At 42.9% G+C, this 25,552-nt stretch carries 13 protein-coding genes; 9 read left to right on the top strand and 4 right to left on the bottom strand.

Going from position 1 to position 25,552, the window contains the following annotated elements; translation table 11 throughout:
• Positions 1 to 90 precede the first annotated feature (90 nt).
• Both nagB and IZT61_RS12595 read right to left on the bottom strand, forming a co-directional pair.
• Complete coding sequence (nagB, locus tag IZT61_RS12600) at positions 91 to 2,016, bottom strand: glucosamine-6-phosphate deaminase (RefSeq protein WP_196097256.1); 1,926 nt, start codon at positions 2,014 to 2,016, stop codon at positions 91 to 93.
• A 258-nt stretch (positions 2,017 to 2,274) separates the two neighbouring features.
• Positions 2,275 to 2,475, bottom strand: coding sequence for a hypothetical protein (locus IZT61_RS12595; protein ID WP_196097255.1), 201 nt, complete (start codon positions 2,473 to 2,475; stop codon positions 2,275 to 2,277).
• A 51-nt stretch (positions 2,476 to 2,526) separates the two neighbouring features.
• Between IZT61_RS12595 and IZT61_RS12590 the strand changes: the two genes are divergently transcribed.
• The 3 genes from IZT61_RS12590 to IZT61_RS12580 all read left to right on the top strand — a co-directional run bounded on the left by IZT61_RS12590 (position 2,527) and on the right by IZT61_RS12580 (position 8,266).
• A complete protein-coding gene (locus IZT61_RS12590) occupies positions 2,527 to 3,723 on the top strand; it encodes an anhydro-N-acetylmuramic acid kinase (RefSeq protein WP_196097254.1) in 1,197 nt (398 codons plus the stop codon).
• A 93-nt stretch (positions 3,724 to 3,816) separates the two neighbouring features.
• A complete protein-coding gene (locus IZT61_RS12585) occupies positions 3,817 to 6,954 on the top strand; it encodes a SusC/RagA family TonB-linked outer membrane protein (RefSeq protein ID WP_196097253.1) in 3,138 nt (1,045 codons plus the stop codon).
• A gap of 16 nt (positions 6,955 to 6,970) precedes the next feature.
• Positions 6,971 to 8,266 carry a RagB/SusD family nutrient uptake outer membrane protein gene (locus IZT61_RS12580; protein ID WP_196097252.1) on the top strand — a complete coding sequence of 432 codons (1,296 nt, stop codon included), beginning with the start codon at positions 6,971 to 6,973 and terminating at the stop codon, positions 8,264 to 8,266.
• Positions 8,267 to 8,305: 39 nt separating this feature from the next.
• Here IZT61_RS12580 and IZT61_RS12575 read toward each other — a convergent pair whose 3' ends face one another.
• Complete coding sequence (locus tag IZT61_RS12575; protein ID WP_196097251.1) at positions 8,306 to 9,052, bottom strand: DeoR/GlpR family DNA-binding transcription regulator; 747 nt, start codon at positions 9,050 to 9,052, stop codon at positions 8,306 to 8,308.
• 253 nt (positions 9,053 to 9,305) lie between these two features.
• On the opposite strand from IZT61_RS12575, the gene IZT61_RS12570 reads away from it, so the two are divergent.
• The 6 genes from IZT61_RS12570 to IZT61_RS12545 all read left to right on the top strand — a co-directional run bounded on the left by IZT61_RS12570 (position 9,306) and on the right by IZT61_RS12545 (position 23,288).
• Positions 9,306 to 12,383 (top strand): SusC/RagA family TonB-linked outer membrane protein, encoded by a 3,078-nt coding sequence (locus IZT61_RS12570; protein ID WP_196097250.1) that lies wholly within the window; start codon positions 9,306 to 9,308, stop codon positions 12,381 to 12,383.
• A gap of 11 nt (positions 12,384 to 12,394) precedes the next feature.
• Positions 12,395 to 13,948 carry a SusD/RagB family nutrient-binding outer membrane lipoprotein gene (locus IZT61_RS12565; protein ID WP_196097249.1) on the top strand — a complete coding sequence of 518 codons (1,554 nt, stop codon included), beginning with the start codon at positions 12,395 to 12,397 and terminating at the stop codon, positions 13,946 to 13,948.
• A 19-nt stretch (positions 13,949 to 13,967) separates the two neighbouring features.
• Positions 13,968 to 14,780 (top strand): DUF4397 domain-containing protein, encoded by an 813-nt coding sequence (locus IZT61_RS12560; protein WP_196097248.1) that lies wholly within the window; start codon positions 13,968 to 13,970, stop codon positions 14,778 to 14,780.
• Between the two features lie 75 nt (positions 14,781 to 14,855).
• Positions 14,856 to 17,480, top strand: coding sequence for a gliding motility-associated C-terminal domain-containing protein (locus IZT61_RS12555; RefSeq protein ID WP_196097247.1), 2,625 nt, complete (start codon positions 14,856 to 14,858; stop codon positions 17,478 to 17,480).
• Between the two features lie 928 nt (positions 17,481 to 18,408).
• The gene (locus tag IZT61_RS12550) at positions 18,409 to 21,627 is read left to right on the top strand and encodes a SusC/RagA family TonB-linked outer membrane protein (protein ID WP_196097246.1); all 3,219 of its coding nucleotides are present in this window, start codon (positions 18,409 to 18,411) and stop codon (positions 21,625 to 21,627) included.
• Positions 21,628 to 21,635: 8 nt separating this feature from the next.
• Complete coding sequence (locus IZT61_RS12545) at positions 21,636 to 23,288, top strand: RagB/SusD family nutrient uptake outer membrane protein (RefSeq protein WP_196097245.1); 1,653 nt, start codon at positions 21,636 to 21,638, stop codon at positions 23,286 to 23,288.
• A 307-nt stretch (positions 23,289 to 23,595) separates the two neighbouring features.
• On the opposite strand, the gene IZT61_RS12540 is transcribed toward IZT61_RS12545, so the two are convergent.
• A complete protein-coding gene (locus IZT61_RS12540; protein ID WP_196097244.1) occupies positions 23,596 to 25,434 on the bottom strand; it encodes an outer membrane protein assembly factor BamB family protein in 1,839 nt (612 codons plus the stop codon).
• Positions 25,435 to 25,552: the final 118 nt, after the last annotated feature.

The following is a 25,552-nucleotide window of genomic DNA, read 5'->3' as shown; positions in this document are numbered from 1 at the left end:
TGTACCTTCCAGCACAGGGATTTCTTGGTTAAAAGTCATCCGATGATATTGGCCACCGACTATTTATTCACCGGATGACTGATCAAATCTTTAATCCTCAAACTTCCAGCGAACGAAAGCTTCCATTGCTTCGTATTCTGCAAGGCCCAAATCATCATAAGCCTTTGCTGTTTCGCGGTTACGATCTTCGGCTCGCTGCCAGAACTCCCTCGAGTCGTCGCCCGGGAAAACGGCCCTGTCTTTTTGACTTTGGTGCTTAAAGATAGCATACTTCTTACGCTCAAGCTCTTTCGGGCTAATTGGAACCGCCATTTCAATTTCATGCGTTTCAAATTCGTGCCATGCGCCGCGATACATCCACAACCAGCAGTCTTTTGCCCAGTCTTCCGTTTTGCGGAGGCGGGTTAAGGCGGCCAAAATAATATTGAAACATACGATATGCGTTCCGTGAGGGTCTTCAAAATCTCCGGCGGCATAAACCTGCTGCGGCTTCACTTTTTGTAACAGCGCCATCGTTAGCTCAATATCGGCATCAGTAACGGGGTTTTTCTGGCTTTTACCGCTTTCGTAAAACGGAAGTGCCTGAAAATGGATATGGTCATCCTCCAGCCCGCAATACCGAGCGCCGGCAATGGCTTCGCCCTTTCTAATTAAGCCCTTTACCGTTTGTATTTCTGGTGTATCGATTTGGTTTGGTTTTTTATCCTCAATAAAGGTTCTCATGTTGTTGTAAAGTTCCTTTAAATGGCTATTATCCATGCCCATTTTTTCAGTAAAATCGACATTGAACTCTACAAAACGAAGCGCATCATCATCCCAAACGGCGGTGTTGCCCGAGGTTTGGTAAGCCACATGCACATCATGTTTCTGGTCGACCAGACGAATAAACGTGCCACCCATCGAAATTACATCATCGTCAGGATGCGGGGAAAAGATAATCACTCGTTTTTTAGCAGGTTCGGCCCTTTCCGGACGTTGAGAATCGTCGGCATTAGGTTTTCCACCTGGCCAACCCGTAATGGTATGTTGTAACTTATTGAAAATATGAATATTGATATTGTAAACCGGGCCCTTTTCGGTAGCCAGTTGCGCCATACCATTATTGTTGTAGTCGTCTTCAGTTAATTTCAGAATTGGCTTTTTCAATGTATTGGCCAACCAGATTACTGCTTTGCGGATCAGTGCGTCTGTCCAAATACAATCTTTAACTAACCAGGGTGTGTCAAAACGGGTAAGTTCTGCGGCGGCTGGCTGATCGAGAATAAACTCTACATGATCAGAAAGCTGAAGGTACGTTGCCGGAACTTCGCCGGAAATTTCGCCTTCAACCGCTTTTTTAATAATAGAAGCTTTTTTGCGGCTCCAGGCCATCAAAATAATCTCTCTGGCTTTAAATATGGTGCCAATACCCATGGTAATGGCCTTGGTAGGCACAAAAGTTTTACCCCCGAAATCGCGGGCAGCATCCCTACGGGTTAAATCATCTAAGGTAACCAAACGCGTTCCCGAGTTTGGTGCTGAGCCCGGTTCGTTAAAACCAATGTGTCCGGTACGACCGATACCCAGAATCTGAATGTCAAGACTACCCAAATCGCCTATCTTCTTTTCGTAATCAAGACAGAAAGCAGGAATATCCTCTAAGGCTAGTGTGCCATCGGGGATGTGGACATTGTTCTTGTCGATGTCGATGTGATCGAAAAGGTTTTCGTTCATAAAAGTAACGTAACTCTGTGCCGCTGTTGGCGCCATCGGATAATATTCATCCAGATTGAAAGTAATTACGTTTTTAAAACTTAAGCCCTCTTCTTTGTGCAGCCTTACCAGCTCGGCATAAACTGCAATTGGGGTAACACCTGTTGCTAAGCCCAGTACTGCAGGTGCGTTTTTTGCTTGTTTCGATTTAATGAGGTCGGCAATGCGATGTGCAACATTAATTGAAGCAATTTTTGGATTTTCGAATACGCTTACGGGTAGTTTTTCGAAGCGTGTCTCCTCCAGTAGATTTAATCTAGCCATTTTTTATGGTTTTTAATGTACGGAGCAGTAAATATAGCGAGTTATGGGCAATTTCTAACAAAGGATATTTACTTTTGTTGCAATATATTGTGCATTTCACAGTTGAGGCTACAATCAAACGTTTGTTCGTTTTTTATAAGCGCTAAATAAAATGGGGCTGAAACATTGTTATTCATTTTAAGGCGCAAAAACCGTAATCATGAAGCAAAGTTCGTTCCCGTGCCAAACGTACTCCCTTGGATCCAATGTTGCAATCTTTTAACAACCTCGGTATTGCAATAACTGGGTTTGCTGCACGGTAAAAGTATTTTCGCGTCTGTCGAGGCTATTTTTCGAACGTTTTAGGCGTTTGGCAAAACCATTGTTTTTAAACCTGATAGCAGCGGCTGCCCCGGGTTTTTTACAAGGGCTATAGCAAATGGCGAGACTTTCGGGCGCCAAAAGACACTGCATGTTCATTTTCAAATTAATTACATATCATTGCTGAAACTAACAATAACCACTGAAGATATGAATATCCAAATGCAAAACCTCTACGAAAAGGCCAGTAAGCCCGAACGCTTGATTATTGGCTTAATGAGCGGAACCTCGATGGATGGTTTGGATATTGCCTTGTGTAAAATTAGCGGCAGCGGAGCTGAAACCGTAGTTGAGGTGCTGAAGTTTAAAACAGGCGGCTACACCAACGATTTCAGGGCACAAATTAAGGCGGTTTTTTCGAAGAAAATGGTCGATTTGCAACTGGTTTGTTTGATGAACGAATTGATTGCCAATACGCATGCTGCGCTGATTAACGATGCGTTGGCAGAATGGGGATACCAAAATAGCGAAATCGATTTTATCGCCAGCCATGGCCAAACGATATTTCATGCCCCCAAATCGTTGCATCAAATGGATAATTACCCGAATGGAACTTTGCAAATTGGCGATGGAGACCATATTGCGGTGAAAACAGGAATGATTACCCTTTCAGATTTCAGACAAAAACACATCGCCGCAGGGGGAGAGGGGGCGCCGTTAGCGGTTTATGGCGATTATTTAATCTTTTCCAAAGCAGGCGAGAACCGCGTAATGCTTAATATTGGCGGCATTGCCAACTTTACCTATTTGCCTGGAAATGTAAATGCTGCCGAGGTTTTTTCGACTGATGTTGGTCCCGGAAACACCTTGATGGACCAATACATGCAACTGCACTTTAATCAATTTTACGATAAAAATGCGGCGGTAGCGTTGGCTGGCACAGTAAATACGGAGCTATTAACTGCACTTTTGAACTGCGATTTTTTTGAAGCCGGGTTTCCTAAAACTACGGGGCCCGAGCTGTTTAACCTTTCCTATCTGGATAACGCTCAAAAGCAATCGGCAACAACAGATTTGAAGCATGAGGATGTAATGGCCACGCTCTGCCATTTTTCGGCTGCGGCCATTGCCAATGCGATTGAAAAGTGTTTTGGAGATGATGCATTACTAAAGGTTTTTATGAGCGGCGGTGGCATGCACAACCCGCTCTTGGTAAAGCTTTTGAACGAGCGACTGAGCAAGGCAGCGTTTTTTACCACGGCCGATTTAAACATCAATCCCGATGCGAAAGAGGCTGTACTATTTGCGGTATTAGCCAATGAAACCCTATGCGGAACGCCCATAAACTTTGGTAAAAGGCAGGGCGTGCCTTCCGTTTGTATGGGTAAAATCAGCTTGCCTATGTGACAAATAATGTAAACAATTTTGCTGCCATAAAAAAATTACATTGTCTGGTATTTTGTTACATTTGTGTAACACTAATCAAACTAAAAATTTTTTATGGAGAAATACTACCTAAAATGGTCAGCAAAATGTTTAGCAGTTTTGATGATCCCATTCGTGCTGCTACTGTGGGCAGAAACGGCTCAGGCGCAAAGCAAAAGCTACACAATTACTGGTAAAGTAACTGATGCAGCAAATAACGATGCCATTCCGGGCGTTGTTGTTAAAATTGTAAATACTAACCTCGCAACCAGCACCAATCCAAACGGTGGCTATTCGTTTTCGGTAGATCTGGCCCCCGGAGATTATCAGGTTCAATTTTCTTTCGTGGGTTATAAAAGCGTGACCAAAACGATAACCTTGGGCACTGGTAATCAGGTACAGGCAAACGCAACATTAAGTACCGATGCTGTAGGACTAGATGAAGTAATTGTAACCGGAACATCGGCCGGAACAACCCGAAAACAACTGGGTAGTTATGTAAGCACCGTTAAGGGCGATGATTTGAATAAAGCACCAAGTGGAAACGCCTTAGCTTCATTGCAGGGAAAGACTCCAGGGGCTCAAATCAGTCAAAACTCTGGCGATCCGGCTGGCGGAATCTCAGTGCGTTTACGGGGGGTAAGTTCGGTTAACGCGTCATCAGAACCTCTGTATATTATTGATGGGGTAATTGTGAACAATTCTACTACTAGAGTAACCAATACCTCAGGAAACTATGACAATATAAATAACGGTGTTCAGGTAGGAGACTTGGGGCAAAATAGAATGGTGGATATCAGCCCTTCAGATATTGATCACATCGAAGTGTTAAATGGTGCCGCCGCCGCCGCAATTTACGGGTCGAGGGCCAATGCAGGGGTTATTCAGATTTTTACCAAAAGAGGCAAATCGGGTGCGCCCCAAGTTAGCTTCAATACCAGCTTAACCCTAAGCGAATTACGTAAGCAGATTGAGGTGAACCAATCGCCAACCAAATTTGGCGGGCCAACGGATGGGCCTTTAGCACAAACTCAAGATGTATTATCTCCCACCTTAACTAATACCACGCCAGTAACAAGGTATAATTATCAAGATTATATTTTTAGAACGGGGGTTGGAACGGATAACTCTGTTTCAGTTTCGGGAGGAAACGATAACACGAAGTTTTACACCTCGGCGGGTTATTTCTCTAATCAGGGAATTATCAAAAACACTGATTTTAAAAGAATGAACTTCAGAGCCAATTTGGATCAAACCATTAACAAATGGGCAAAACTGACCGTTGGTTTCAATTATGTGCATAGCGATGCAAATGAGAAACCCGATGGTAACTCTTTCTTTTCGCCTATGAATTCAGTAACCATTTTGGGTAATTTCCACGATATTTTTGCCAGAGATGTGTTAGGCAACCTAACGGCGGTTGGCGAGCGTGGCCGTGTGAACCCGGTTTCGGTGATTGAAGACATTCAGCAACGTCAATTCGGCAATCGCATCATCGCCAACACGGGATTAAAACTGACACCTACTAAAAATCTGATTATCGATTATACAATGGGAGTTGATAACTCGATCCAAAATGGAACAACATATATCCCGCCCTTTGCCTACAATGTAAGTACGGGTTTTTATGGTGGCGGTCCCGCTTTAGATCCATCCTTAAATGGTTATGCCAGTGCGGGCAATGCAACAACCACCTTGTTTAATAATGAATTAAACTTCACTTACAACGGACAAATTTCTGAATTGTTAAGTTCAACCACGCAATTGGGCGGTTCTTATCAATATCAAAAAGACCTTTACAGTTTGTTAAATGGCCGTGGCTTAGCGCCGTTTGTAAAGGTGGTAAACGGGGCGAGTACAGTTCTGCCTAATAGTGATAATCGTTCAGAATTTTCTATTAGTGGAGCCTATTTGCAACAAAACTTCAAGTATAAAGATCATTTATTTGTAACTGGTGCTATTAGAATAGATCAATCTACTGTGTTTGGTGAGAATAATAGAACGCAATTTTATCCAAAGGCTAACATAAGTTACGTTTTATCATCTGCTGACTATTGGAAAGATTTTGGTGTTTCCTCATGGTGGAACGCCTTTAAATTGAGAGCGGCTTATGGTCAATCAGGAAATCTAACGGGCATTCGGGCTTATGATCGTTTTAATGTTTATTTGCCAAGTGCGTTGAACAGTAAAACTTCACTAACTTCATCAAGTATACTTGCAAACACAAATGTAAAACCTGAGCGCCAACGCGAGTTGGAAATAGGTACAGATATGGCGTTCTTTAACAATCGCTTGGGCTTAACATTTAGTTATTACAACAAAAACATAACAGACTTTTTATTGTCTGTTGTAACAGCACCAACCACAGGCTATTCGAGCCTATTGGATAATATTGGCGGAACATTAAAAAACAGGGGCCTTGAATTAATGCTTACAGGTGTTCCGGTTAAAACGGAAAATTTTTCATGGAATTCTACATTGATTTATAGTAAAAATAGAAATAAAGTTGTAGGCTCTGGTGCACAAAGATTAATTTCGACAAATGCCGGAGCCCCGGTGTCTATTACCGATGGTTATCCGGTAGGTGTGTTTTACGGTACTTTCTTTGCCCGCAATGCAGATGGGAGTTTACTGTTGAACGCCCAGGGCATCCCTCAAACCGAAAGGGGAAACCAAACGTCGGCTACGAGTTATGAAACACTTCGGGCAGGCGGCCAACCAACCGGAACGGTTTTGCGTAAGGTTATTGGCGATCCAAACCCTGATTACACGGCATCATTTGTAAATGATTTTACGTTCAAAAAGTTGAGTTTGCATATTCAGTTGGATGCTGTTCAAGGTGGTGATGTTTGGAACGCCGATTGGAGAACCCGCCAAGGTGTAGGTAACGGGAAGGTTGCCGAAGCGGAGCAATTGGGACAATTGCCCAGAGGTTACGTTGCGGGCGTTTACAATGTAGAGGAATGGCGTATTGATAATGGATCTTTTGTAAAATTGAGGGAAATTTCCTTAAGCTACAATATAGGGCAGGTTAAGTTTATTAAAAGCTTAACGGTTAATTTAAGTGGGAGAAACCTGGTTTCGTGGGATAATTACAAAGGTTACGATCCCGAGTTGAACGCTGGCGGTCAATCGACAATATTAAGAAATATCGATTTCGGTTCGGTACCAATTCCACGAACTTTCTCATTGGGTTTACAAGCAAGATTCTAATTTAAAAAAGATGATCATGAAAAATTTAAAATCAAAATATATAGGCTATGCATTCCTGCTTACAACGATTGCTTTTTCGAGTGCTTGTAACAAGGAGTACTTAAATCCTAATGCCGCTACGGCTGACGACGTATTAACTTCGGCAAAAGGTTTAACGGGGGTAACTGTTGGTTTGCAGAAAAGCTATTCAACTACAAGGGCAGGCGTATTGTATGCCGCAATTACCTTAAACGGTTTAACTACTAACGAACTTATTTCTATAAATACAGGGAACACCAATGAGGAAAGATTGGCAGCTGGCGGTGTACAGGTTGATGGAACCAATTCTATCTTATTAAATGTTTGGGCGGGCGCAAATAAAATTATTTTTGATGCCGATAATGTGATTAACAACGCGGCCAATTTGCCAGATAAAAATTATGCAGCGGGATTAATTGCCCATGCAAGTATCTTTAAAGCGCTTGCCTTGGGCAATTTATCAGAATATTGGGAGAAAATCCCAGCCGGAATCGGGCAAAATGTTTCATTTATTACCAGAGTGGAAGGTTACAACAAGGCGATAGCAACAATCGATAACGCTTTGGCCGTAATTGCTGCTAATCCAATAAGTACGTCTTTTTTGGGCAATATCCCCGGAGGAATTGATATTTCTAATACGTTAAATGCGTTGAAAGCTCGCTACGCGTTATTTGCTGGTAACTATGCCCTGGCTTTAACGGCTGCGAATAGTGTCGACTTGACAAAAAAATCTGCATTTACTTATGATGCGTTAAATTTAAACCCAATTTTTGAAATCGCCACATCAACAAATAACGTTATTCAGCCCAAAAACCTAAATTTAGGGCAAACTGGTGCAAACGTTCCTGATGCTGGCGATGCAAGGATTCCGTTTTATACCGTAGTTAATACGACAGTTCGTATTAATGGTTTTGGAGCAGGAACCTTCACCCAAATTCCAATTTACTTGCCAGGCGAAATCACTTTGATTAAAGCCGAGGCCTATGCCCGCCAGGCTACGCCCGACTTAAATAATGCGTTAGCTGAACTAAACAAAGTGGTTACCAAAACTGCAGCAAATGATCTGTTTGGGGTTGGGGCAGCATTGCCCGCTTTAACCGGAACGTATACCCAGCAACAACTGTTGGATTTAATTTATAAGCATCGATCGATTGAACTTTTTATGTCGGGGCTTAAGCTTGAAGATATGAGGAGATTTAACCAACCAATTGCAGACCGTAAGCGGAACTTTTTTCCTTATCCTTTCCAAGAAAGAGATAATAACACAAATACGCCAGCCGATCCGGCATTTTAAATGCGACAACAAAGGCCCAGTTCTTCTGGGCCTTTGTTGTTATAAAATATGTACGTCTTTTTCGTGATAACCCCTTAACGCCTCGTCGGCATGATCGAGTTCCGTAATTAAAAAGCTAATGCTTTCAATTGAACACACCTTTAACCTCAAACTAATATCGAGCTTTTCCGAAATGCACAAAACAGCAGTGTTTTTTGCGCATGCAATCATAGCCTTCTTTAGCTGGTTAATTTCCCAGTCTGTATCTGTTAACCCTTCTTCCGGATGGATGGCGCTGGTGCCCATAAGGCACAAATCGGCTTTAATTTCTGATAACTGATTAATAACGTGACCTCCGTAGGTAATTTGCGAGTTTTTAGAAAACAAGCCGCCAATTAAAATCACTTCTACATTATTATATTTAGCAAGCTCGACCGCTACCAGGGGGCTGATTGTAAAAAAAGTGGCTTCAATTCCTTGCGGAAGCTGTTTTACAAACTCTAAAATTGTTGTGCCGCCGCCAATAAGCACCACCATGCCATCTTTAACCAGCGAAGTTGCCTTTTTTGCAATGGCAATTTTGCTCTCCCGGGCATACACCGTGCTATCGTCGAACGAGCTGTGGTACGATTTTGACAATGCGCCACCATGCACTTTAAAAAGTAAACCTTCTTCAACAAGCTCTTGCAGGTCTCTTCTGATCGTATCTTCAGAAACAGTTAAAAGTTGAACCAAATCTGACGTCAACACACGGTTGTGCAAATTTATTTGGCGCATAATAAAATCATGGCGTTCTTTTTTGAGCATAGTTTGATGTTTGGCTTTTACGAATATAATAATCTTTTTAAATATTTGCGTGTTTGTGCGGTTTTCTGCAATTAAATTTTGTTACTTACTCTTAAATAGTTTGTTAAATTGTTTTTTTATTTAAAAACAATTATGATATTAGCTCAAGATTAATAAAAATGCGTGATTATGCGTGTTTTTTAGAAAAAGGAAAACAAACAAACAAATTATAATCAACTAAACTAAAATCATTTCATCCCTAATCAAGCAGTTTATGAAAAAAAAACTACTACTAACTATTATTGGTACGTTTTTATTGCTTGCGCATGCCATAGCGCAGCAAATAACCGTAACCGGTAAGGTCACATCAGCTGATGGGCCCATCCCAGGCGTTTCAGTTCGCGTAAAAGGAACAGCCATAGTTGCCCAAACCAGCGGCACCGGCAGTTATACCATTAAAGCGCAACCAACATCTATTTTACAGTTTTCTTATATCGGTTATAAAACCATTGAAAGACCAGTAAGCGGAAACACCACGTTAAACGTTTCGTTAGTTGCCGATGCGGGCGACCTCGATGAAGTAGTAATAACAGGTTACGGTATCGAGCGTTCGAACCGTGGATTGGGTTATGATGCCCAAACGGTAAAAGGATCAGATTTGGCCGCTACACAACGCGATAACTTTATTAATGCGCTTCAAGGCCGTGTTGCTGGTGCAACAATTACTTCTACAAGTGGTACGCCAGGCGCATCAACATCGATCATTATTCGTGGTGCCGTTTCTCTTGATGGAGATAACCAGCCATTATTCGTAATTGATGGTTTGCCCATTTCAAACAATACTTTTAGCGAATACAATCTCGTAGGTCAGGGTACTTTTAACCGTACAAACGATTATGGTAACCGTGGTATGGATATCAACCCGGAAGAGATTGAAACGTTAACTATTTTAAAAGGCCCCGAGGCCACAGCGCTTTATGGTACCCAAGGTGCATCGGGCGCAGTGGTTATTACTACAAAACGTGCCAAGGCAGGTACTGCAAGCGTAAGTTACAACAACTCGTTCAGAGCCGAAATTCCATATCGTTTTCCAGAAGTTCAAACCGTTTATGGTGGTGGCGCAGGTGGAATTTTCGACGAAGAGGTAAGAACCAGAACTTATTTTGGCGCAAAATATCCTGAGCGGTTTACAAGATATGATAATCTTGATGCGTTTTACAGAACAGGATGGACACAAAAGCACAATGCCTCGGTAGAAGGTGGAACCGAAAAGCTTTCGATGAGGCTTGGCGTAAGCTACACCGATCAGGATGGCTCGATAAAGGGAACGGACTATACTTCGTTAAATACCAAACTTTCTGCTACATCTAAAATCAGCGATAAGGTGAGCATGAATGCGTCGATGAACTTTATTTCTTCTAAAACGAACAAAACCTATAAAGGATCCGGTAGCCCGATGTTAAGCGTTTTAACATGGCCGATTATTGATGACATTAGAAATTATTATACCGCAACAGGCGACAGACGTACCATTACCGGAAGTTACAGCGCAGAGCTCGATAACCCACTTTGGGCCATGGAAAACAACCCGAATTGGGATAAGGTAAACCGTGTAATCTCAAATATTGGCATTAGCTATAAGCCTACCAGCTGGTTAAATTTTCAGGCCACTGGAGGCGCCGATGTGTATTCGATGCAAGGTTTGGGCGCTTACCACCCACAATCATACAACGCCAACGTTTCTGGTACTTCTTATGGTGGCGGTGGCATTAACACTTTTACCGAAAACTTCAGGTTGTTAAACGGATCATTGGTGGCAACCGTGAGAAAGGATTTTGGAAAGTTCAAGCCTTCGTTGGTAGTTGGTTACGATATTTCGGACAATCTTGACGAAACCACTGCTCAATTCGGAACCAAATTTTATCAGCAAACATTTTATAGCCTCAATAATACCGATCCAACCACCCAACGTGTAGCTTATGCTAACGTGTTAAAACGCAAAATGGGTGCTTTCGGACAGGCGCAGGTAGGTTACGATGATTTACTGTACTTAACATTAACTGGCCGTCAGGATTTTTCTTCGACATTGCCAATTAACGATTATACGTTTTTCTATCCGGCAGCATCATTAAGTTTTGTGTTTTCTGATCTTCCTGTAATGAAAAACCTAAGCTGGTTATCATCAGGTAAATTGAGAGCTTCGTGGGGTCAGTCGGGTAAAGATCCGAGAAAAGCTTACATCACCAAAACATCTTTGGTCCCACAAACCACTACGGGCGGGGGCTTCGCAGTCGATGTAAATTTGGGTAACCCGAATCTTGAGGCAGAGTTTACCACTTCATCAGAAGCGGGTATCGATTTAAGCTTTTTCAAAAACAGAATTTCAGCAAACTTCTCTTACTACAAAACGGTAAGTAACGGTCAAATTACGGCGCCACGTTTAAGTTATGCAACCGGAGCCATTTTAGAATACATCAACAGCGGCAAGGTGGTTAACCACGGTTTTGAGTTGGTGTTGAAAGGCACGCCAATCAGAAACCAGAATTTTAGCTGGGATATTACAGCCAACGTAACCCGGGCAAGAGGAAAAATTACTGCTTTACCAGCCGATCAAACTACGTTTTATGTATCAGATACCTGGTTGTTTGATAACGTAAGAAGGCAGTATGTAGTAGGTTCGTCCGTTTCGGCCCTTGCCAGTATGGAATATTTGAGAAACGCCAATGGCGATATCCTGATTAGCCCGAGTAATGGTTTGCCAATCAGAAACACCGATTGGACACAAATTGGCGATACAGCACCAGACCTTGGCGTAGGTTTAATCAACAGCTTTACTTACAAAAACTTCAACTTGTCGTTCCTTTTTGATATCCGCAAAGGCGGAGATATTTACAACGCAACCGAGCTTTATTTATATGCACGAGGCATGTCTAAAAGAAGTTTAGACCGCGAAACACCACGTATTATTAAAGGGGTGTTAAGAGATGGTTTGGAGAACAGTGCAAATCCAACACAAAACAATATTGTTGTGGTACCTTATATCACTACCACCTATTATTCGCAGTTCAACACGCTGGATTTTATCGAGAAAGACATCAACTGGATCAGGTTGAAGGACATTACTTTAGCTTACACACTGCCGAAATCTGTGTTCGAAAGAAGCAAGACCTTTAAAAGCGCCAGTGTATTTTTTACAGGAACCGATTTATTGCTGCTTACCAACTATAAAGGGGTAGATCCATCAGTAAATGGTTTAAGTGCGGCATCAGGCGGTACAGGCGGTACGGGCATCGATTTTGGTAGTTTCGGCCAACCGATGGGCTTCAATTTTGGTTTAAGAGTAGGGTTTTAATTTAGAAAACAATGAAAAAGATATATATAGTATTATTTGCCCTGGCAATATCATTTTCTGGATGTAAGAAATATTTCGATATCAATACAGATCCGGCAACGCCGCAAAATCCAGAAAGCAGAACATTGGTTCCACCTTTGTTTGCGCAAATGGAGCGTGGCGTTCAGTTTGATGCCAGGTATTTAGGCGGTACAATTCAGTATTTTGGAGGTGCCGTAAACGTTGGCGAAACGCATGGCTGGATACAGGTAAGCGACGCTATGGGCGAAATTTGGCGAACTTGTTACTATGGTTTAGGGGCAAACCTCAATCTGATAATTGACGATAGCCAGAAAAAAACCGAATGGAATTATGTTGGCCTTGCACAATCTTTAAAAGCATGGAGCTTCCAGATTACCACCGATTACACTGGCGAAATTATTGTTAAACAAGCGTTTGAGCCAAATCGTTTTGTGTTCGATTACGATTCGCAGGAAGATGTTTATGCAGAGGTTGTTCGCATCGCAAACGAATCTATCAACAATTTTAGCAGAACAGATGGAGCGGGTACCCAGGCAAAACTGGCTGTTGCAGATTTGGTTTATCAGGGCGATGCCTCAAAATGGATCAAATTCAACTATGGTTTATTGGCCAGAAATGCGAGCAGTACAATCAACAAAGCAAGCTACGATCCCCAAAAAGTGATCGATTATGTTGATAAAGCACTTGCCAGCAATGCCGATAACTTCCTGGTTCCAAATAATGGCAACATTTCCGCAGATGCCAACTTTTTTGGTCCCTTAAGATCAAATTTAGCATCTTACCGCCAAACAAGAATCATCGTTGGTTTACTGGACGGAACTTATTTAACCGGAACTGCCGGAAGCGTCATCGATCCGCGTAGAAACAACATGATCTCCCCTTCCCAAGACGGTGTTTACAGAGGAACCAACCCCGGCGTTGGCGATCCTGGTACGGTAACAAACAAAAACCAAATTCCAAATCCATGGGGCTCACTAGGTAGTGCAAATCCGGGCGGAGGTGCAAACACAGGTAAGTACTTGTTTAAAGATAAAGCCAGTTTCCCGATAATGACTTATTCTGAAATGCAGTTTTTAAAAGCTGAGGCCGCTTTTAGAAAAGGCGACCTACAAACCGCACATACCGCATATTTAAACGGAATTTCGGCAAGTATCGATTTTGTGAGCGCTTTAGGCACGGCAATTACCACAGCAGAAAAAACAGCTTACATGGGTAGCGCATCAGTAAAACAAACGCCTGCAACCTTAACATTGAAAGATATTATGTTGCAAAAATACCTGGCGCTTTATGGCTATGGTTTTGTAGAAACATGGACCGATTTGCGCAAGTATAACTACATTACCGGCGATGCGAAAGGAAACAATCCTTATGTAAATACTTACTTTTTCCCAACCTCTTTCTATTCAGATAACGGAGGCAAACCCGCACAAAGGACCCGCCCAAGGTATAATTCAGAATATATCTGGAATTTAGAGGCGCTTAAGAAAATTGGTGCCGATAAAATCGACTACCATACTGTTCCAATGTGGTTCTCTCAACCTTAACGTTTAAAATAAAATTGATATGAAAAAATTAATATATATTCTAACGGCTTGTGTGGCGCTGCTTACATCATGTGCCAAAGAAAGTGATTACCAATCATTAGAGAATACCGAATATGAAAAGCTTGCGCCGGCCGATACCAAATATACGTACCTCAAAGTGCTAAACTTAACTCCCGGCAGTCCCGTTGTTAACTACTATATAGATGGCGTAAAATTTTCTTCCGCGTTATCCTCATCAGGCGTTGAAAATGCAGGTTATGGTTACAACGGTTTATATCCCGATTTTGGCTACGCGGCCGTGGCACCTGGTTCGCACAAGCTTACCGCCAAAATAATTCCAACAGCCACTGTTGATAAAAACCTCGAAGTACTCAATACGACCGTATCGCCAGAAGCTGGTAAATACTATACCATTTATACAACCGGGCAATATTCGGCAACAAATAAAGTATTGGGCACACCTTTTGTTTTAGAGGATGTGAGGCCAGCTTTAGATACTTCAAAAATATTTGTTCGCTTTGTAAACCTTTGTAATGGGCTTCCAAGCATCGATATTGTAAAGGGAGCGGCCGTAACAGACCCTAAAATTATTACCAATATCGGGTATGGACAAGCCTCACCGTGGGTAGCCATTCCGAACGTTGGAAACGGAACTGCGCCTACAATTCCACTTTGGTATTTGCTCTCTGCAACGGGGGCTCCGATATTTACAACTGTTTCTAACAGTACATTAACCAAGGGAAGGGCCTACACTATTTATGCACGCGGCGTTATTGGAGCCACAGGCACAACGGCACCAACTTTTACCTATTACACCACTTTTTATTACTAATGTAAACCTTGTCTCGGTTTAGAACCAAGTCAGTTTTCTGACTTGGTTTTTTTGTATATTCAAGGCTTGAAATTGATGAGAAAATTATCCCTGTTTTTCATTCTTTTTACACTTGCGGCCAGCCTTAAAGCTGCAGTTTTTACGGTAACCTCAAATGCTGATGCTGGGGCCGGAACCTTGCGCAATGCCATTACCCTGGCCAATAACAATGGAACTACAGAAACCGATTATATTTACTTCAATCTGCCAGGCACTAGTTTAACCGACATTACCATTGCGCTCGAAAGTGAGCTGCCGGCAATTACTTCTAACATTATGATTGATGGGCAAAGCCAACCGTCGGAGCTATTGGGCAATCCCAATATCCGGATATCACTTGTCCGGGCCGTTGCAGCTTATTTTAACGGGTTAAAAATCGATCATGCAAGCAATGTAGCCGTATATGGTATTAGCTTTAGTAACTTTAAGGCCGACCCCGCAGGCAGTCTCGATGAGAAAAAGGGTGGGATTTATCTTAAAGGCTCCTCAAACATTATTATCGGTGCACCCGGCAAGCCCAATTGTTTCGGTAACTGTTACGCGGGAATTTTGTCGCCTTTTACAACCTCACGGGAAGATATACAGAATATTGAGATAGCCGCCAACATTTTCGGGTTAAGTGAAAATGGTTTAAACAGTGTGCCCAATGAAACAGGCATAGATTTAAGTTTCCTAAAAAACAGCACTATTGGAGGCGATGCGCCCGAGTATGGCAATTTAATTGCTGCAAACACCCGCAATGGCATCGCTTTAGGTTCGGCAGATGGCCCCATAACAATTGCCAACAACGTAATCGGGCTCGATAAATCGCTTAACCTGAAACCATCACCAGCCGCAAACGGAATTTACGTAAATGGCGCAACAAGCATCCCAAATATCACTGATAATGTTATTGGTGGTCAATTACAAGGCATTTTGGTCGATTATGTTAACGGTGGGTTCATCATCGCCAGAAATAGAGTTGGCACAGGCTTCTTAGGTACCGAAAACTTTGCCAACGGAACAGGGATTCACATCAATTTTTCGAATACCAAAAGTATAATTGGCGGTACTACAACGGCCGAAACCAATTATATCGCTTACAATAAAACGGCAATCCTCATTGAGAATTCCTATCCAATCTCGATCCTTAAAAATAGCTTGTACTGCAATTCCGAAGGTGCAATTACCTTTAAGGGTCAAACCCTTGATGTGGCTAAAATAGACGTTATTAATGCAGGCCAGGTAAGTGGAAAGTATGCCGCGAATGCAATGGTCGAGCTTTTTTATACTGATGAGTGTAACGATTGCCAGGGTAAAACGTGGTTTGCTACCTTAAACACCGATGGCGCCGGAAACTGGCAATATACGGGTGCAGTAACCGGAAAAGTGACCAGTTTGGGTACCGATGCCAATGGTGCAACCTCCAATTTCTCAAAGCCAGAACTCAACGATGCCAATGTACTAAAGCAAAACGTTTTTTGTGGGGAGGCCAATGGAAGTATAAAGGGTATTAAGGTCTATAATGCCAGTGTTTTTCAGTGGTACAATACGGTCGGCGATCTGGTTGGAACAAGTAACGATTTAGAAAACGTTGGTGCCGGAACTTATTATTTAAAGGCCGGGCAGCTGGGAGCCTGCGATGTGAAATCGGCCAACTTTACCATTAGTGCCGGTGGAAATGGGATAGACGATTCGAAAAAGAAAATTACCGATGCTATTTGCGGCGCATCAAATGGCAGCATTACCAATATAGGTGTAGCCAACGATCTTCAAAAAAGCTGGTACAACGCTGCTGGCAACATCATAGCTACAGGCAACGATTTGGTTAATGTACCCGCAGGCACTTACTTTTTTAAGGCGGGTAGCGGTGCCTGCGAAGTTACTTCACCCGTTTATACCGTTAACAATCAAACCAAAAGCTACATGACAAAAGACGTTGTGATCACACCATCGAGCTGCGGAAATAAAAATGGACGCGTCGAAATAAACGGCTATCAAACCGATGTTCCCACCCGCTTTAGCTGGCTCGATGGAGATGGAAATGAAGTGGCTACAACCGAAGATCTTTCGAACGTTTTCCCCGGCGTTTATACCCTGATGGCTTCTGATGCCAATGGCTGCGCAAATGAAGCAGGAAGTTTTACCATCAGTGAGGCCGACCTCCCCGTGATCGATTTAACCAAAATGCAAACGTTTACCAGTTGCGATGGACAAACAATAAGCATTACAGGCGTGGAAGTAAAAGGTACTACTCAGCCGTTCCGTTATAAGTGGATCGATCAGGAGAGAAATATGGTTTCTGAGCAGCTCGCATTTAGTGCGCTGAAAGCCGGTAATTACCAACTTTTGGTGTCGGATAAATACAATTGCGACGTACATAGTGATTTCATCGATTTTCGGTCGTTAAAAAGGGAAACGTTGGTCGTACCCAATTCGTTTAGCCCAAATGGCGATGGAGTTAATGATGCGTGGGTAATCACCGCGGCCGAAAACTATCCAAGCGCCGAGTTTTCTGTTGTTAATCGGCATGGTGAGCGGGTGTTTTATTCAAAAGGTTATGCAGCGCCTTTCGATGGGACTTACCGCGGGAAGCCGCTGCCTACAGGGGTTTATTATTACTTAATTGACTTAAAAGGCGAGTGTGGCAAGCTAAGTGGAAGTTTAACGCTAATGAAGTAGTCTGCCCGTCACCCCGACTGTAGCGCAACGGAAAGATACTCGCCCTCCAGCTATTCTCTTAATCTGATTTCTATAATTAAAGTGCATTTTTGGGGCTCATATTGAACATTTGATATGAACGGTCGTCATCCTCAGCTTGGCTGGGGGTCTTAATGCAAAAAACAGCGCACCGCATTAAGGTTCTCACCTGCGTGGGAATGACGTGGTGTTTTGGCTGTGTGATTGAGGCAGTTTTCGGCTGGAATAATATCGAACTCAGGTTTCTAAGAGATTTCTCCCCATAGGAGCTCCTGTGGAGCGCTACGGTCGAAAGGACGATCCGTGTAGGTATTCATCCCGTCATCCCGACTGTAGCGCAACGGAAAGATACTCGCCCTCCAGCTATTCTCTTAATCTGATTTCTATAATTAAAGTGCATTTTTGGGGCTCATATTGAACATTTGATATGAACGGTCGTCATCCTCAGCTTGGCTGGGGATCTTAATGCAAAAAACAGCGCACCGCATTAAGGTTCTCACCTGCGTGGGAATGACGTGGTGTTTTGGCTGTGTGATTGAGGCAGTTTTCGGCTGGAATAATATCGAACTTAGGTTTCTAAAAGATTCTCCTCCATAGGAGCTCCTGTGGAGCGCTACGGTCGAAAGGACGATTAGTGTAGCCTGCTGCGGTTGAAATGACGGATTATGTAGCCCGCTACGGCCGAACACACCTTCATCCGATGATCCAAACTCTACCAAATCCTCTGCGTGTTTATGCGGTTTTGTGCGATAAAATTTTTGTTACACACTCTGAAATAGTATGTTGAATAATTTTTATGTGGAAACTATTTGTGACCTTAGCTTATTGTTTTGATAATGTGCGTGATTGTGCGTGTTTAGAAAACAAACTAACAAACCCTAAAATCATTTCATCCTTAAACGAGTAAGTTATGAAAAAAAAACTACTGTTAACTATTCTGGGTGCCTTCTTGTTGCTCACGCAGGTTATAGCGCAACAAGTAACCGTAACAGGTAAGGTTACATCGCCCGATGGCCCTGTTCCCGGAGTTTCTATTAAAATAAAATCCGGAACCACTGTAGCACAAACCGATGGTAACGGAGCCTATTCAATACGGGCAAACAAAGGCGACGTACTTGTTTTTACCTTTATTGGTTACGCAACTCAAGAGCAAACCGTTGGCAATAGCAATACCATTAATGTTACTTTAGAATCAACATCGCAAGGACTGCAAGAAGTGGTTGTAGTAGGATTTGGTACCCAAAAGAAAGCAAACTTAACCGGTGCCGTAACTACTGTTGATGTAGAGAAAACTTTTGGAAGCAAGCCCCTAAACGACCCGACAAAAGCGTTGCAAGGCGTTGTACCCGGATTAACCATTACTTACGGAAACGGAGGATTAACTGCCGGACCAAACATCAACATCAGGGGTGTAGGATCGATAAACGGCAATAGCAGGCCGTTAATAATCGTGGATAATGTGGAAACCCCCGATCTTTCGATCATTAACCCTGCCGATATCGAAAGTGTTTCTGTGTTAAAAGACGCCGCATCAACATCAATTTACGGTGCAAGGGCCGCCTTTGGTGTTGTGCTCATTAAAACAAAATCAGGAAAGAAAAATATTCCAACAAGAATTTCTTACTCCAACAACTTTTCGTGGAATAAGCCAACAGTGCTGGCCGATTTCTCAGACCCTGTTCCGGAGTTGCAAGCGCTTTACGATGCATCAGTTAGGGCCGGTACTACATCGCCCGAAACCTTTGGTATGCAGTTAACCAAGCTTCGCGATGGTATTGCCAACTGGCAAAACAAATATGCCGCCACAAATACCGGTAACGATATGATTCTGGGTCAGGATTTTGATTACGTTGACGGACGCGTTTACTTTTATAAGGTTTGGGACCCGAAAAAGGAGATGCTTAAAGATTATACCGCACAATCTAACCACAATTTGAGCCTGCAGGGCGGAAGTGAAAAAATTGGTTATTATTTATCCGGCGGTTATGCAAACGAAGGCGGTATTTTCAAATTAAACCCCGATGAGCTTAACAAGTATAATGTGAGTGGTTCCATTAACGTTGCGGCCACAAAATGGTTAGATGTTGACGCAAAGTTTCTGTACCGCAACTTTAAATACGATTATCCGTATCAGTATCAGAACTATTGGTATTATTTCTGGAGATGGGGCTCTTATTTCCCGTACGGCCAATACAATGGAAATTATTTCAGACACACGCCTGCTTATTTAGCAAATGCACAAAGATCCAGCTTAACCGAAAATTACAGTCGTGTTGATCTTGGTGCAACAATTAAGCTTACCAAAGATTTAAGTATCCGTGCTGATTACACCATTGGCCGTTCAAATGCCTTAAGAAATGAGGTGGGCGGGCCGATTAACGCAATCGATTTTTGGACTGCGGGTACACCGCCGCTTATCGCAAACATTGCTTCGGCATCCCAAGATGTGGTAAGCTACGGCGAAACCCGCAATATGGTAAATACGCTTAATGCTTATGCTACCTATCAGAAAACAATTGCTAACGACCATAATATTAAGGTTACGGCCGGGGTAAACTCTGAAACGTACGATAATGTTCAGTTTACGGCAGCGAGAAATACTGTTTTAGATCCCGACAGGGGAGAGCTCAATTTAGCGGTTGGCACCCAGCTTGCTAATGGCTCGCACGGTTCAGGCTTATTTCCGGTAGGCGCTTACGCAGGATACTTCGGTCGCTTTAATTACGACTACAAAGGCAAGTACTTGTTTGAAGCAAACGGACGGTACGATGGATCCTCGGCTTTTTCGAGACTAGACAGATGGGCGTTTTTCCCTTCAGCTTCTGCAGGTTACCGCATTACCGAAGAGAAATTTATGAGCTTCATTAAGCCCTATGTTGACGATATTAAACTTCGGGCGTCATACGGTTCAGTAGGGAACCAAAATGTTGGCGGCCAATTTTATATCCCATTAATGGCTGCCTCAAACGTGAATTGGATTACCCCAACCGGAACAACATTAACTACAGGCATTGCGGCACCAATTCCGGTAGCAGAATCTTTACTTTGGGAAAAAATTCAAACGTTAGACGTTGGTGCTGATATCCGTTTCTTGAAAAATTATGTTGGCTTATCGGTAGATTACTATCAACGCGATACCAAAGGTATGTTGCAGCAAACTTCTGTTCCTGCCACTTTTGGCTCTGCGGGACCAAGAATTAACGCTGGTAACTTTCGAAACCGCGGGTACGAGATTAGTTTGGATTTAAACTATCCGGTAAGTCAAGATCTTAACCTTTATGCTACGCTTACTTTGGCCGATAACAAAACGGTATTTACAAAATGGAACAATCCATCTAATCTGATTTATCAGAACAACCCCAATTATCAGAACCCTGGATATTATGTAGGGCAGCAGTATGGCGAAATATGGGGCTTTGAAACGGATGGGTTTTTCCAGTCTGACGACGAGGTAAAAAGCTCTCCAAGCCAGGTTGCACTTCAAAACGGAAACTTCGTTTATGGAGCAGGCGATGTTAAATACAAGGATTTAAATGGCGATGGTGTAATTAACCAGGGAAAAGGTACGGCAGACGATCACGGCGATTTGAAAGTAATTGGCAATAGCCAGCCACGCTACCAATACAGCGCTCGTTTGGGCGGAACCTATAAAGGCTTCGATTTAGATGTGTACATTCAAGGCGTTGGCAAACGCGATTACTGGGGCTTGGGAACCATGATTATTCCTGCTTATGGCAACGCCGATATTATGTATGCCAACCAGCTCGATTTCTGGTCGCCGACAAATCCAAACGCGTTTTATCCTCGTCCGTATATTGGCAACAGTGCAACCAAAATTGCAAATTTCCCTGCCAGTGGAAACAACTTTTATCCACAATCTAAATACCTGTTAAACCTTGCTTACGCCCGATTGAAAAATGTAACCGTTGGATACACAATACCGAGCACATGGTTGAAAAAATACGGGGTTCAGAAATTCAGGGTTTATTTAAGTGGACAGAACCTTGCAACAATTTCAAACGTTGGTGCGCCAATAGATCCGGAAATGACTGATGGCGAAGCTGGTTATACAGGCCGAACCTTTCCGTTTAACAGACAATATTCTTTCGGTGTTAACTTAACATTATAATAAGAGCCATGAAATTTATCAAATCAACAATATACATCGCATTTATTGCAATTTTAGGCATTAGCTGTTCTAAAGATCTAAATGTAGATACACCAGATCAGTTTTCTGATGACAACTTCTGGACAAGTGAAAATAACGTTCGGACTTACAACTGGGGTTTTTATGCCCTGTTTACGGGTTTTGGAACAGGAACAACAGGCGATTTTTATTTCTCTACCTTAAGCGATGATCAGAATGCCGCAACGTTCCAAAATTTTGCATTAACAGCGCCAACAACATCGGGCGATTGGGACTGGACTTATATCCGTAAAGCCAATATCATGTTAGAGCGAATTAACCAGGTGCCAATGAGCGATGAGGCTAAAAAGCACTGGAGCGGAATTGCCAGATTTTTCAGGGCGATGGATTACTTCAGTAAAGTAAAAGCATTTGGCGGAGTTCCATACATTAGCAAATCGCTAGATGTTGCGCAAACCGACGTTATTTACAAGCCCCGCGATACCCGTCAACTGGTAATGGACAGCGTATTGAGCGATATTAACTATGCCGTTGATAATATTCGTGTTAGCGATGGCGACAATACGGTAAATCGCGACGTAGCCCTGGCCCTAAAAGCAAGAATCTGTCTTTTTGAGGGTTCTTACAGGGTGTACCATACCGAATTGTCGCTGCCAGATGCTGATAAGTTTTTAACTCAGGGTAAAGACGCCTGCGAAAAGCTGATGACCGGAAAATATATCTTGAATGCCGATTACAGAAGCATTTACAGCTCGATGGATTTAGCTGGTAACAAGGAGGTGCTGCTTTATAAAAAATACCTGGCTGGCGTACTCACTCACTCTGTAATTGGCTATACCAACAGCACAACCCAAATGAGTGGCTTAACGAAATCGGCGGTAGAAGCGTATCCTGCAACCGATGGTTTACCAATTGGACAATCGCCGCTTTATCAGGGAGATAACACCATTGCAGCTGTGAGAACAAACAGAGATAATCGCCTGTTGGCCACCGTTGATAACTTTTTAGCCTATAACGGAACTTTGGTAAATGGCTACAGCTCAAGCACAGGTTATCGTCCATCTAAGTTTTTAAACCCTGCGTCGAACCAGTTGGCACCGTACAATGAAACCGATGCGCCGATTTTTTACTACTCCGAAGTTTTACTTAATTATGCTGAGATCACCGCAATTTTAGATCAGTTGGGCAAGCTAGCCTTTACTCAGGCCGACATGGATAAATCAATTAACTTGTTAAGAACAAGGGCGGGAATTGCAAAACTCACTGTGCTAGGTGGCGGAAACGTAGCTGCGGGTGGAGTTACCATTGTAGACCCTAAAAGAGATGCCGATGTTTCGCCGCTAATGTGGGAAATAAGACGCGAGCGTAGAGTAGAACTGATGATGAACGGGTTTAGATATCAGGATATTTTGCGCTGGAAAAAAGGACAATATTTGGATAGAGCCAAAAATGTTGATGCTTTCTTAGGTGCCAAAGTGCCCGATAATGGCAAGGTGCTCAGAAATGCGCAAGGTTACATCATTCCGTACGCAGCCAACTTAACCAGAACGTTTGTCGACCCGAAGAACTATTTGTCGCCAATTCCAACTGGCCAAATTAGTTTGTACCCCGCAGGAACGCTACAGCAAAACCCCGGATGGTAACGTAAACAACTAATTATGTTAAAACCTCCGTCGAACATAAAGTTTGGCGGAGGTTTTTTAGTTTTCAAGCCTCACCCTTTGAAAGGACGTAGTAAGGCAATTTCAGTAATGGCCCTCTCCGGGAGAGCGGGTTTTTGAAGGGCAGCGGGTTGAACCCACGTACTTCCATTTCCCTCTCTTCTGGAGAGGGATTTGCACCTCAGAAACTAAATTACAAACGTTGATAGGGAGAGGATCTTTGTTTCCCTCTCTTCTGGAGAGGGACCTGCACTTCAGAAAGTAACCCACAAACGTTGATAGGGAGAGGCTAGGAAGAGGCTACTTCCAACCATACCACCTTACCATCCATTGTGCTCGCCAATACATTTTTGCCATCGATCACATTTACCGTATTTACCATTGAGTTATCAATTTTATGTGCCCAAACGGTGGTTTTTTGTTTAGGGTCGATCGCATAAATAACGCCGTTCTTGGTGCCAAAAAACACATTTCCGGCTTTTTCTATCAACATAGAAGGAACATGTTCATAGCCGAAACCTACATTCAATCGCCAAAGTACGCCCGGATCTTGGGCCTGCGCCTTATAAGCAACAATTTCATCTTGCATGGTTTTGCCATAAATAATGGTGCTATCTGCAGATTGGCCGATTGATTCCCTAACCGTAGCCTCCTTGTTGCGCCACAGCGTGCTGCCGTTCGAGGCGTCAATCGCCGTCAAATACCGGTCGGGAGCTGCAATGTAAACAATGCCTTTATAAGCAACCGGTGTTACCATCGCAGGCGAAAACATCCTGTTGGCGTGACCGTTATCCCATTTCCATACCAAAGCGCCTGTATTTATATCGAGCGCATATAAATGCCTGCCCCACGAGCCGAAAATAATCTTACCTTGGTAAATCAGCGGTTTGCCAACAATAGAACCTTCAACGCCATTAAAAGCCCAAATTTCTTTGCCCGTTTTAACATCCAGCGCTCTGAAATTATTGTCGCTACCGCCTATAAATACATGCCCATCGGCAGCCACAGGAGAGCCCAACACCGAATTGGCCGTAGCCTTTTGCCAAATGGCTTTACCAGTTTTCGCATTCAGGGCGTAAATAGTTCCATCACCCGAACCGAAAATCACCAGATTACCCACAGCCACCGGCGAAGAATAAATAGCTCCCTTTGTTTTAAATGTCCATACTTTTTTGCCGGTTTTTTTGTTTAAAGCCTCAACCCATCCTAAACTATTACCAAAAATGACATTGTTGCCTGTAAAAGTTGGCGTATTGACTACATTGGCGTTTGAGTGATACGTCCATAACGCTTTGGTATTCGGATATTTGGTATTAATTGAAAAATCAGGACGCTCGTATTTTTTAGCATCCGGCCGAAAGGTTTTCAACGCAATCTTCCGCCAGGCGGGAAGAACTTCCTCCGTCGGTTTTTTGGTTTGAAAAAACACCGAATCCTTTGTCATCGTTACAATATTATAACCCCCAATACTGTCTTTCGCCCTTAAGTTAGATCGACCCATTGTTGCCTCAATGCCTTCGAAATTGTAGGGGTGGTTATTGTGGCCATGGCCGCAAATGGCATATTGAATGTTGTATTTCTTCAACCGATCCGTTGCCTCGTACCAATTATCCAAACTATTATCTAACGGGTAGTGATTGGCAAAAACAATCGGCATGTTTTTAGGTGTTGCCTTGAGCAAGCTGTCGAGCCAAACAGTTGCGTCTCTGGGGATATGCCCATCACTCATCCTTACGTAAGGGCCAGAAGCACAGGCAATAAAACGATAACCTTTATAATCAAACGTAAACTTATCGCCACCAAATTCCTTTATAAAATTTACCCCTCCCGACTCGGACCATCCCGTATCGTGGTTTCCGGGGATGATATGATATGGCTTATTGAGTTTCGATAAAATGCCCTTTGCCAACTTAAGCTCGTTGTTGGTGCCCATTTCAGTTACGTCGCCCGTTACAATCACAAAATCGATGTCGTTCAGCCCATTAATATCCGCAACGGTTCGATTTAAATCTTCCTCACCAGTTGGCGAACCAACATGCGTGTCGGTTACAAAGGCATATTTAAAATTTTGAGCATTTACAGTGAACGAAAACAGCAATGCAAAAAGAAAAAGACAAAGATATTTCATGGATGATTTTTAATGATTTCTATAAAAATCAGCATTTTTTAAGGTTAACGGCCTGCTGTAATGGCATTTTTACAAGTTTGAGGGAGGCACTAAATTAACAAAGTTTTCGCTTTATTAT

Origin of the sequence: Pedobacter endophyticus (assembly GCF_015679185.1) — a bacterium.
Classification (GTDB): domain Bacteria; phylum Bacteroidota; class Bacteroidia; order Sphingobacteriales; family Sphingobacteriaceae; genus Pedobacter; species Pedobacter endophyticus.
Note: the sequence above shows the minus strand (reverse complement) of the source record. Positions and strands in the feature narration are given on the sequence as shown.